The organism is Rhodococcus sp. PvR099 (genome assembly GCF_017833315.1).
Lineage (GTDB): Bacteria > Actinomycetota > Actinomycetes > Mycobacteriales > Mycobacteriaceae > Rhodococcus_G > Rhodococcus_G oryzae.
This window is the reverse complement of record NZ_JAFIBV010000001.1, coordinates 4,668,538-4,679,795: the sequence shown is the minus strand read 5'-3', so window position 1 is coordinate 4,679,795 and position 11,258 is coordinate 4,668,538. Positions and strand designations below refer to the sequence as shown.

The 11,258-nt window shown below is 68.6% G+C and carries 9 protein-coding genes; 1 reads left to right on the top strand and 8 read right to left on the bottom strand.

The window, feature by feature from the left end:
- Window positions 1-35: 35 nt before the first annotated feature.
- The 6 genes from JOE46_RS21635 to JOE46_RS21610 all read right to left on the bottom strand — a co-directional run bounded on the left by JOE46_RS21635 (window position 36) and on the right by JOE46_RS21610 (window position 7,951).
- A complete protein-coding gene (locus JOE46_RS21635; RefSeq protein WP_209928442.1) occupies window positions 36-776 on the bottom strand; it encodes an ABC transporter ATP-binding protein in 741 nt (246 codons plus the stop codon).
- Window positions 773-2,632: an ATP-binding cassette domain-containing protein gene (locus JOE46_RS21630; RefSeq protein ID WP_209928440.1), complete on the bottom strand. Its 1,860-nt coding sequence runs from the start codon at window positions 2,630-2,632 to the stop codon at window positions 773-775. Before JOE46_RS21630 ends, JOE46_RS21635 begins: the two co-directional genes overlap by 4 nt.
- Window position 2,633: 1 nt before the next feature.
- Window positions 2,634-3,491 (bottom strand): branched-chain amino acid ABC transporter permease, encoded by an 858-nt coding sequence (locus JOE46_RS21625; protein WP_097210318.1) that lies wholly within the window; start codon window positions 3,489-3,491, stop codon window positions 2,634-2,636.
- A 67-nt stretch (window positions 3,492-3,558) separates the two neighbouring features.
- Window positions 3,559-4,776, bottom strand: coding sequence for an ABC transporter substrate-binding protein (locus tag JOE46_RS21620; protein ID WP_209928439.1), 1,218 nt, complete (start codon window positions 4,774-4,776; stop codon window positions 3,559-3,561).
- A 246-nt stretch (window positions 4,777-5,022) separates the two neighbouring features.
- A complete protein-coding gene (locus JOE46_RS21615; RefSeq protein WP_097210021.1) occupies window positions 5,023-6,678 on the bottom strand; it encodes an NAD(P)/FAD-dependent oxidoreductase in 1,656 nt (551 codons plus the stop codon).
- 109 nt (window positions 6,679-6,787) lie between these two features.
- Window positions 6,788-7,951, bottom strand: a complete 1,164-nt coding sequence (locus JOE46_RS21610) for a globin domain-containing protein (RefSeq protein WP_179800425.1) — start codon at window positions 7,949-7,951, stop codon at window positions 6,788-6,790.
- 263 nt (window positions 7,952-8,214) lie between these two features.
- On the opposite strand from JOE46_RS21610, the gene JOE46_RS21605 reads away from it, so the two are divergent.
- Entirely contained in the window at window positions 8,215-9,339 is a 1,125-nt protein-coding gene (locus JOE46_RS21605; RefSeq protein WP_179800447.1) for a nitric oxide synthase oxygenase, read from the top strand.
- Between the two features lie 4 nt (window positions 9,340-9,343).
- Here JOE46_RS21605 and JOE46_RS21600 read toward each other — a convergent pair whose 3' ends face one another.
- Complete coding sequence (locus tag JOE46_RS21600; RefSeq protein WP_209928438.1) at window positions 9,344-10,528, bottom strand: sensor histidine kinase; 1,185 nt, start codon at window positions 10,526-10,528, stop codon at window positions 9,344-9,346.
- A gap of 1 nt (window position 10,529) precedes the next feature.
- Window positions 10,530-11,168: a response regulator transcription factor gene (locus JOE46_RS21595; RefSeq protein ID WP_077040433.1), complete on the bottom strand. Its 639-nt coding sequence runs from the start codon at window positions 11,166-11,168 to the stop codon at window positions 10,530-10,532.
- Between the last annotated feature and the right edge of the window lie 90 nt (window positions 11,169-11,258).

Genomic DNA, 11,258 nt, shown 5'->3' with positions numbered 1-11,258 from the left:
ACAACATCCTCACCCTGCTGTCCAGGAGACCGGCCCTAGCCGCCGACCCGCCCGAAGTACGCGTCCCGCAGGACCGCGAGGTCGTCGATGTCACCGGCGTCGGCGTCCATCACCACCCGTCCGATGTCGAGCACGGTGACGTGGTCGGCCACGCTCATCGCCGCCTCGACCGCCTGCTCGACGAGCAGCACCGCGAGCCCGGCCTCCTTGAGCACGCTCACCCGTTCCATCACCTCGTTGACGATCACCGGGGCCAGGCCGCCTGACGGCTCGTCGAGGAGCAGCAGCGTCGGCTCGGCCATCAGCGCCTGCCCGATGGCCAGCATCTGTTGCTGGCCACCCGACATCGAGCCCGCGAGCAGGCCGCGCTTCTCGCCGAGGATCGGGAACAGGTCATAGATCCGCGCGACCTCCTGCTTGAGCGCGGACCGCCGCATCTTGCGGACGTAGCCGCCGAGGATGAGGTTCTGCTCGACGGTCTGGCGGTGGAAGACCCGCTTGCCCTCCTGGACGTAGGCGATCCCACGTCGGACCCGCTGGTGGGCCGGGACCTTGGAGATGTCCTGCCCGTCGAACTCGACGGAGCCCGCCGAGATCTTGTTCAGCCCGGAGATGGCGCGCAGGGTGCTGGTCTTGCCCGCACCGTTGCGACCGAGCAGGGCCGTCACCTTGCCTGGCCAGACGTCGAGCGAGACGTCCCAGACCACCCGCAGGTCGCCGTATCCGGACTCCAGGTTCCGCACGCTCAGTAGCGGTGTCGGGGCGCCTGCGGTCATGACTTCACCTCCGTGGACAGTGCGGCCTCTTCGTCGGCGATGGTGCGGGCACCGGTCTCCTCGACGCTGACGCCGAGGTACTCGCTGAGCACCCGCGGGTTCTGCTCGATCTCGGCGGGGCTGCCGTCCGCGATGACGGCTCCCTGGGCGAGCACCACGATGCGGTTGGCGAGCTCGAGGACGAGCCGGAAGTTGTGCTCCACCAACACCACCGTGGCGCCGGCGTCGCGCAGGTCGCGGATCAGGTCCGCGAGCCGCTCGACCTCGTTCTCGTCCAGGCCGGAGGCGACCTCGTCGAGCAGCAGCACCCGGGGCTCGGCGACCACGGACCGCGCGACCTCGAGGAGCCTGCGCATGCCAAGGGGCAGCGCGGTGGCCGTCTCGTCGCGCAGGTGTGACATCCCGACCATCTCGAGGGCGCGCTGCGCCTCGGCGAGGTCGGCGGCGCGCACCCTGCGGTAGCTGGGCAGCCGCAGCACGGTGGCGACCATCGACACCCGATCGGTGCTGTACCGCCCGGAGGCCACCGCCTCCAGCACGGTGATGTGCTCCGGGATGTTCGGGGTCTGGAAGGTCCGGGCGACACCGACCCGGGCGACACGGTCCGGGGACAGGCCCTGGACCTCGTTGTCCCCGATCAGGATCCGGCCGGAGTCTGGCTTGTAGAACCCGCAGATCATGTTCAGCATGGTGGTCTTGCCCGAACCGTTCGGCCCGATCAGCGCGGTCACCTGACCCGGCTCGGCGCTCAGCGAGGCGTTGTTCAGCGCCTGATTACCACCGAACGCCTTGGAGATACCGTCGACGACGAGGATCCGGCCCTCCATCAGGTCCATCGCCGGTCTCGGCCCGTCCGCGGCCGGATCGGGGGTACGGGTGCCGGCCAATCCCGCCGCCCGGTCGAGCCGCGCCATCGCCGCCTTCCCGAATTTCGCCAGACCGCCGCTGAGCAGCACGCCACCGACGATGAGGAAACCGCCGTAGAAGACCAGCGCGTACTCCTGGAAGTCCGAGGCCTGGTTGGGACCGAACTGGATGATCGCCGCGCCGATCAACGCCCCGTAGACGCTCGCCGCGCCACCGAGGATGCAGGCCGCGAGAACCGCTGTGGCGAAGGTGAACCCGAACGCCTCCGGCGTGACGAACATGTCGATGTTCGCGAACAGGGCACCCGCGAGCCCGGCGGGGAGGGCGCCGATCGCGTAGCCGAGCAGCTTCATCCGGAACACCGAGACGCCGACCGACGAGGCCAGCACCGGGCTCTGCTTGAGGGTGCGGAAGGCGATGCCGTGGCGGGACACCACGAGGTTGCGCATCACCGCGAACCAGGCGATCGTCACCACGACGATTACCAGATAGAACTCGTTGTTCTCGGGGTCGAGCACGTGGCCGAAAAGGGTGGCCGGCTCGATTCCGATGAGCCCGCCGCGCCCGCCGGTGGTCTCGCCGAACACCGCGATGATGTCGGGCACGAGCAGCACCAGGAAGAACGAGGTCATGGCCAGCGACCAACTGCCCAGCCGCAGACCGGGGATACCGGTCACGACGCCGACCGCCAGCGCGACCAGGCCCGCCGCGACGAGCTGCAGCACGATGTCGGTGTAGCCCGCGATGGACATCAGTCCGGCCGTGTAGGCACCGGCCGCGTACATGGCGGCCTGGCCGAGCGCGAGTTCACCGGCGTAACCGAGGCTCAGGCTCAGCCCACTGACCACCAGCGCGAGGATGCAGGCGAGCTGCACCTGCCTGATAAGCGCGAAGTCGATCCCGAGCGCGGGCAGGAACAGCACGAGGACGGCGAGGGCGAGCGGATAGATCCAGCTCGGCACCGCACGGAGGGAACGCCAGATCTGCATCTCACACCACCCGTTCCCGGACTCGACCGAACAGACCCGCCGGCCGAACCATGAGGATCACGATCAGCACCACGAACACCGCGATGTTGCTGTACTCACTACCCAGTTCCAGGGCGGCGTAGGACTCGACCAGGCCGACCGTGAGCCCGCCGACCAGCGCGCCAGGCAGGGATCCGAACCCACCGATTGCCAGCGCAACGAAGCCCTTGATCGCGAGCGCCGACCCGAGCGTGGCGACGGCGAAAGTCTTGGGCCCCACGAAGAGTCCGAGGAAACCGGCAAGGGCGCCGGACGCGGCGAACGCAGCAAGCGCGAGCGCCCGGACGTTCACGCCCCGCAGCATCGCTGCCTCGCGGTCCTCCGAGATACCTAGCAGCGCAAGCCCGGTCACGGTCCGCTTGCTGAACTGACCGAGCAGCACCACCAGCACGATCGCGAGGACCAGCAGCGCGATCTCCACGGGATACGTGCGGCCACCGAGCAGGGTGATCGGCTCGTTGGAACCGAAGAACGGCACGGTCAACGGTTCGCTGCCCCAGATCAGCTGTGTCGCACCGCTGATCAGGGTCGCGACCCCCAAGGTGGTGACGAGTTGGTTCTGGTGGTCCTTCACTGGCCGGACCGCGATCACCTCCTCGAGCCCGGCGAGGATCATCACCGTCACGGTCGCCATCACGGCAACGACGAGGACGGGCAGCTTCAGCGTGACCAGGCCGGTGTACGCGACGAAGGTGCCGACCATCATCAGCTGCGCCTGCGCGAAGTTGAAGGTGTTGGACGAGACGAACACGATGTTGTAGCCGATCGCAACCAGCGTGTATACGGCGCCGAGTGCGAGGCCCGACCAGAGAATGGTCATCTGCTCCACTCCTCACGACTGTGCGGCCACCGCCAGGGCGACCGCACCGTCAGCAATCAGGGATCGATCAGGCGGCCGGATTGCCGTACTGACCGTTGAGCAACTTGCTCGGCGGAACGAACTCGTAGGCCGCGTCGCCGGGCTTCGACGCGTGCGACTCCGCCGTGTAGTGGTAGGCAGGCGCGAAGGCGGTTTTCGCGGTGTCGAGAACCTCCTGGTTCTCCAGTGCGTCGGCCAATGCCTCCGGGTCGGTTGACGATCCGACCTTGTTCGCCGCCGCCACCACGAGCGGAAGCGCGTCGTAGTTGTCCGCGAGAATCAGCGTCGAGGGGATGTCGCCGAGCGCCTTCATGTTCTCGACCATGGTGTTGACGGCCGCATCGTCCGGGTTGTAGACGGTGCTCGACAGCACGTGCATCACCAGGTTCGCGGTGGCCGGAGTGCCCAGCACACCCTCCGGCGCGGGCTTGGACACGAGCGACGTGCCCGAAACCGAGGTGTTGCCGATCAGAGGGATGTTCCATTCGAGCCGCTGAAGGCTGTTCAGCAGATAGCCGAGCGGTGCGCCGTAGGCATCGATGACGAGGGCCTGGGTTCCCTTGTTCTTGAGCGCCTGGAGCTGCGCCGTCATGTCGAGCGCGGCGACGTCATACTCCTCGGATCCCGTGCTGCTCACCCCTTCAGCGCCGAGCGCGTCCTCCATCGCCTCCCCGAAGACCTCGCCGTAGGCGCTGCTGCCGTGGATGGTTCCCACCGACTGGTAGCCCTTGCCCTTGATGTACCGCGCCATCGTGGCGGCGTTCTCGTCGGGGCCCGATGCCAGGTCGAAATTGAGCGGGAACTCGTTCGGGTCCGACGATTCCGCGGTCGGCCCGATGTTGAAGGACAAGATCTTGTTCTGCTTGAGGATCGGCAGGGTCGCGGCGGACACCGTCGACGGCCCCGAATTCAGGTACAGGTCAGGCTTCTTGCCGGAGGCGACGGCCTCGCGCAGGTTCGAGACCGCCCGCGTGGCGTCGCCACCGTCGTCGGCCACGGTGAGTTCGACCTGACGACCGCCGATGCCTCCGGCCTGGTTCACGGCCTCGACGCCCGCCTTCGCGGAGAGGATCGAAGTCTGGGAGTTCGCAGCCAGTGCACCCTGACCGCTGATGGCGCCGGTGACGAGAACCCGATAGGGACCGTCCGATCCGGTATCGGCGCCGGAGCTCGATCCGGAGCAGCCCGCGAGCGCGACCGCCGACACAGCGAGCGCCGCCACGAGGGCAGAATGCCGATTCTTCATGCAGGTCTCCTCGTTCGGATAAGCAAGCAGTTGCTCGGGGGAGCGTAAGGGTGTGATCTAAGTAACGTCAAGCCCGACACTGTGATCCAGATAACGAAACGGATTGAATTGCAACACGTTTCAGAAAAGGTCCTGCGGATACGACTAGACGCTGGGCGCCACCGTCTGGCGCCCAGCGTCTTTCAGTGCCCTCGACCTGGACGCCGTCGACTTGGACGTGTCCCAATCAGCACCGGGACGGTGTGGTCAGGCACCCGCCTCGATGAGCTCGAATCCCTTGTACCCGGCGGCCGCGACCTCGGCGATGATCTCGCCGTAGGCGCCGAAGCCGCCGACGAACGGCATGAACACCCGCGGCTTACCGGGGATGTTGGCGCCGAGGTACCACGAGTTCGCCGTGGTCATGAGCGTGGACGCGGCCCGATCGGTGCACTCGCGTCCCCACGCGGTGACCGCATCGGCGGTCGCCTCGACGGCGACGGCGCCGTGGGTGTCGAGGTGTTCGATCAGGTCAGCGACCCAGTTCACGTGCAGCTCCGAGTGCAGCACCATGTTCGCGAGCACCGACGGGCTGCCCGGCCCGGTCAGGTTGAACAGGTTGGGGAACCCGTCCGTGCCGAGGCCGAGGTAGGTCCGCGGGCCCTCCGCCCACGCCTGGTTCAACGTCCGGCCGTCGCGGCCGACGATGTTCACCTTCTCGAGCGAACCGGTCATCGCATCGAACCCGGTGGCCAGCACGAGGGCGTCCAGCTCGTAGCGCTCGCCGGTCGTGTTGACGCCGGTCGCGTCGATGCGGGCGATCGGGGTGGCCTTGAGGTTCACCAGGTTCACGTTGGCGCGGTTGTAGGTCTGGTAGTAGTTGGCGTCGGTGCAGATCCGCTTGGTGCCGATCGCGTGGTCCTTCGGGATCAGCAGCTCCGCGACCTCGGGGTCGTCGATGACCGCGCGCACCTTGCCCTCCCAGAACTCCCTGGCGGTGGCGTTGGCGTCGGCATCGAGCACCTGGTCCGGGAACGTCTTGCTGAACAGCACCCCGCCGAGCTGCCAGCGCTTCTCGTAGGCCTCGCGCCGCTCCTCCTCCGAGACCTCGAGGGCGTTGCTGGGGTGCGCCTGGTGCGGGGAGCCGCCGCCGCTGAGGAACGAGAGCCTGCGTCGCTCGGCGTAGCCCGCCTTCTGCGCGCGCCTGGTCTCCTCGTCGAGCGGCACGTTGCCCGCGGGCACGCTGTAGTTCGCGCTGCGCTGGAACACGTGCAGCTGCTCGGCCTGCTCCGCGATGAACGGGATCGTCTGGATGCCGGAGGATCCCGTCCCGATCACGCCGACCCGCTTGCCCGTGAAGTCGACGCCCTCGTGCGGCCAGTGCGCGGTGTGATAGACCCCGCCCTGGAACTCGTCGAGGCCCTCGATGGCGGGGATGTTCGCATTGGACAGCGGGCCGACCGCGAAGATGACGAACCGGGCGGAGATCGTCTCGCCCGCATCCGTGCTGACCTGCCAGCGCAGCGTCTGCTCGTCGAGCACCGTGTCGGTCACCCTGGTGCCGAAGGTGATGTCGCGGCGCAGGTCGAAGCGGTCCGCGACGTGGTTGACGTAGCGCAGGATCTCCGGCTGGGTGGCGTACTTCTCGCTCCAGTCCCAATCCTGCTGCAGTTCTTCGGAGAACGAGTACGAGTAGTCGACGCTCTCGACGTCGCAGCGCGCGCCGGGGTACCTGTTCCAGTACCAGACGCCACCGACCCCGTCGCCCGCCTCGAACACCCGCACCGTGAGCCCTGCTCCTCGGAGCCGATGGAGCGCGTAGAGCCCGGCAAAGCCGGCGCCGACGACGACCACGTCGACGTCGGCTGCTGTGTCGGCCTGAGGGGAAGCGGTCCCTGCGGACGAAGCTGACTGGGCGTTCACGGTGACTGCCTTTCGCTGGAGACTCTCTCTCCAGCGACGCTATTGCGGCGGCGTCATCGTGGCCTACCGCCTCTCCCGCTGACCGGGCGGTGCGATGCCCTGACCCGGATCAGTACAGGGGGTCGTGCCGCATGTTCTCGACCGGGACACCCTTGGCCTGCAGCCGGAACTTCGCGGTCTGGATCGTGGAGGCGGACCCGACGATCTGGATGTCGTGGTTCGACCAGTCACCGAAATCGGCGGCGACGGCGCTGACCTTGCCGGTGATCCGCTTGTACATCCCGGCGGGCGGGGACGGGATCGGGTCGAGGTGGAACCAGGGGTTGGTGTCCTCCTCGGAGACCGGGATGACGGTCAGCCACGGGTTGGTCAGCGACAGCTGCCACAGGGTCTCGATGTCGTACAGGTCGCACGGGTAGTTGCCGCCCACGAACACGTGCACGTTCGGGTTGTTCGCGCGCATCGCCATCTCCATCAGCTGCGCGCGCAGCGGGGCGATGCCCGTTCCCGACCCGATCATCAGCATGTCCCGGTTCTGGGTGCGGTCCACGCCGAGCGCGCCGAGCGGGGAACCCATCACCCAGGTGTCGCCGAGGTTGGTCTGGCCGACCATCGCCGGGCTCACCCAGCCGCCGGAGACGCGCCGGACATGGAACTCGATCTGCCCCTCGGGGTTCGCCGGGATGGCGGGCGAGAGGTAGCGCCACATGCGGGGACGGCCGGGGACGGTCACGCTCACGTACTGGCCGGCGCCGTACTCCATCGGCCGGTCCAGCTGCAGCCGGACCACCGCGACATCCTGGAGCACCTGCTTGTGCTCGACGACGGTGCCGGTCCAGGTCGCGGGGCCGGTCTCGGCGTTCGCGGCCTCCATCATCACCGAGGCGATCAGGGCGATGGCCTCGCGCCAGGCGTTGTCGACCTCGTCGGTCCACATCTCGTTGCCCGCGAAGTTCTTGAGCGCGAAGATCAGCGCGTTGCCGACGGCGGTGTAGTGCGCGTCGACCACGCCGTACTTGCGGTGATCGCGGCCGAGCTGAGCGAGGAACAGGAGAACCGGCTCAGGGTCGTCGAGCTGGTCGATGACGTAGGCGATCGCGTGGACCAGCCGCTCTCGCTGGGCCTCCATGGCGGCGGGGAAGAACTCGCGGACGTCGGGGTTGTTCGCGAACAACACGGAGTAGAACGACTGCGTCAGCCGAGCCGGTCCGTCGTCGATTGCCGCCACGGCCTTGAAGGTCGTTCGGACAAGCGAAATAGCCGTTGAATCCACTGCAGAGTCCCCGTTCCGCATACAAACGCGGCCTGCGGTGTCCTCTGCAGGTCGCGTGGCCCCTCCGGCTGGTTGCCGTTGGGTTTGGGGAAGTCTAGCGAGGAATCGCCACATCCGAAACACGTACTAGTAGAACGTCCGTTCAACTCGCAGACTGACGGTTCTCACACTAGGGTCTTCGTCGATGTGAGGCCGCCGCGGGGGCGGCAGAATGGAGTTCCGTCACCGTGGTCATAGCCTCCGGAGAGGAAGGGCTCCGCGACATTTCGGCCGCGAGCGCCCGGACGTCGACAACCGAGGACCTGGAGCGGCGGCTGCGCGAGTGCACCGAGTTCTTCGCGCAACCGGAGCTGGCGCACCTGCCCGCGGAACGGCACACCGCGGCACTCGACGAGTTCGCGCTCACCGGGCGCTACGAGCACACCGCCGAGGAACTCCTGATCGGGGCGAAGCTCGCCTGGCGGAACCACGCGCGCTGTGTGGGGCGCAATCACTGGCGCACCCTCAAGCTGATCGACGCCCGCCACGCGGTGACCGCGGCGGAACTGGCCGAGGCGTGCTGGGAACACCTGCGGGTCGCCACCAACGGCGGCGCGCTGCAGTCGGTGATCACCATCGGCCCGCGACCGCTCCCGGACGGCCGGGAGTTCCGCATCCTCAGCCCCCAGCTCATCCGCTACGCGGGGTACCGCAACGAGGACGGCAGCATCACCGGCGACCCGTGGCACGTCGCACTCACCGAACAGGTGACGAAGATGGGCTGGAAGGGCGAGGGCACCCGGTTCGACGTGCTGCCGTTGCTGATCTCGGTCCCCGACGAGCCGCTGCAGTGGTTCGAGGTGCCCGAGGACCTGGTTCTCGAGGTCCCGCTCGAGCACCCGAACTACAAGTGGTTCGCCAAGCTGGGCCTCAAGTGGCACGCGGTGCCCGCGGTGTCCGACATGGACCTGGAGATCGGCGGGCTCACCTACCCCTGCGCGCCTTTCAACGGCTGGTACGTGAGCACCGAGGTCGGTGCCCGCAACTTCAGCGACGAGGACCGGTACGACATGCTGCCGACCATCGCCAAGAAGCTGCGGCTCGACATGAGCTCGGACCGCACGCTATGGAAGGACCGGGCGCTGGTCGAGCTGAACCGGGCGGTCATCCACAGCTACCGGGAGGCGGGGGTGATCATGGTCGACCACCACACGGTGGCCAAGCAGTTCCTCGACTTCGTCGGCCGTGAGGAGAAGGCCGGGCGCACCTGCCCGACGGACTGGTCGTGGATCAACCCACCGATGTCCGCGGCATTGACGCCGACCTTCCACCGGCTCTACGACGACCCCGATCTCGATGTCCGGCCGAACTTCGTCAGCAGGACACCGGCTTCCGGCTGCCCGATCTGATCCATCAGGACGAGGGGACCGTCGCCACCACACGGGTGCCCTCCCCCGGCGCCGACGTCAGCTCCAGGGTCCCGCCCAGGTTCTCGATCCGGAGGAACTGCGAGGCCAGCCCGATGTGCCCCTCGGCGACCCGCGCGGGCAGGTCGTCCGGGTCGAAGCCGACACCGTCGTCGGCCACCTCGAGGGTGATGGCCGTGGCGGTGCGGGCCAGCAGCACCTCGACCCGGCGCGCGTGCGCATGCTTGTCGACGTTGCCGAGCGCCTCCCTTGCCACCCGGTAGAGCTGCGACTGACAGTCCGGCCTGCCCACCTCCTCCAGCCGCACCCGCATCTCGTAGCCGCCGCGGCGGCCATGCCCGTCGGCCAGCTCACGCAGCGCCGCCGTCAGGCCCAGCTGCTCGAGCACCTGCGGGTGCAGCGTGGTGACCGTCGAACGGAGCTGGGTGGCGGTCTCGCGCAGCGCGGCCTCCGCGGCCACCAGTGCGGGGTCCCGGTCGCGCTCGATCGCCTCCTCGAGGTCCATCCGGGCGGCGAGGACGTTCTGCAGCGGGCCGTCGTGCAGGTGCTCGGCCAGTCGCCTGCGCTCGCGCTCCTCCGCCCCCATCGACTCGGCGACCAGGCGTCGGCGCACGTCCAGCAGCGAGATCACGGTCCCCGAGCGGCGCATAAGGACGAAGGACAGCGCGGTGGTCGCGGCGGTGAGCCACAACAGGAAACCGAAGTACAGGAACACCACTCCCGGCAGGTCGACGAGGTCGTCTCGGACCGCGTAGAAGATCCACACCAACAGGTAGCCGACGGCCGTGCAGGTGCCGAGGGAGGCGGTCAGCGCGGGCCGGTACTGGAACGCCACCGCCACCGGCAGCAGGAAGAACACCGGTAGCAGCGAGGAGGTCGCGCCGCCGGACGCCAGGCAGAGCGCGAGCAGCGCCGCGATGTCGACGCCGGTGGACCCCCAGCCCGCCCACGGCCGCACCTGCCTGCGCAGCACCACCGCGAGCCACACCGCCGCCGCGACGGCGTACCCCAGCAGGACCAGCCGGAACAGCGTCGGCATCCAGTGCTCGATGCGGACGACCGGACCCAGCAGCGCGATCAGCGCGATCAGCGGGAGCCGAAGGACGGCGGTGACCCGCACGGCCTCCGTCGCGTACCGCTCGACGACACGGTCCCGATCACGGCCCGCCACGTCACTCCAGCAATCCCCGGCGCATGGCCTCGGCCACCGCCGCCGCGCGATCGCTCACCCCCAGCTTCTCGTACAGCCGCTGCACGTGGGTCTTCACCGTGGACGGCGCCAGGAACAGCTCCCCCGCGATTGCCGGGATCGTCAACCCGCGGGCGATGGCCGCCAGCACCTCCCGCTCGCGGGCGCTCAGCGCCGGACCGGTGGGCTCGGCGTGCCGCCGGACCTCGCCGAGCAGGCCCGCGGCCAGGCCGGCGGGGAGCACGTCGCGACCCTTCGCGCAGTCGAGGACCGCGGCCACGATCTCGGCCCGCGTCGACTCCTTCGGCAGGAACCCGGCCGCGCCCTCCTGCACCGCGTGGTACACGATCGCGGACTCGTCGTGCGCGGAGAGCAGCAACACCCGGGTGCCCAGTTCGTCGCGGCGCACGGCGGCCGCGACCTGACTCCCGTCGAGCTGCGGCATCCGGTAGTCGACCAGCGCGACCTGCGGTCGATGCTCCCTGATCAACGCCAGCGCGGCGGCCCCGTCGTCGGCCTCCCCCACCACCTCGACGGCGCCGCTCCCGACGAGCGCCCGGACGACGCCGTCACGAAAGAGCGGATGATCGTCGGCGACCACGACGCGTACCTTCTCGACCATCGCTCACCACGACCCGAGACCGGCCATGGCTCACTGTCTCACGAGGCTCCGACCGCGATCTGGCAATTCGCCGGATACCGGCGCAGCGGC

Coding starts and splice junctions, on each gene's coding strand:
- JOE46_RS21635 (WP_209928442.1), bottom strand. CDS start 776: ATGACCGCAGGCGCCCCGACACCGCTACTGAGCGTGCGGAACCTGGAG.
- JOE46_RS21630 (WP_209928440.1), bottom strand. CDS start 2,632: ATGCAGATCTGGCGTTCCCTCCGTGCGGTGCCGAGCTGGATCTATCCG.
- JOE46_RS21625 (WP_097210318.1), bottom strand. CDS start 3,491: ATGACCATTCTCTGGTCGGGCCTCGCACTCGGCGCCGTATACACGCTG.
- JOE46_RS21620 (WP_209928439.1), bottom strand. CDS start 4,776: ATGAAGAATCGGCATTCTGCCCTCGTGGCGGCGCTCGCTGTGTCGGCG.
- JOE46_RS21595 (WP_077040433.1), bottom strand. CDS start 11,168: ATGGTCGAGAAGGTACGCGTCGTGGTCGCCGACGATCATCCGCTCTTT.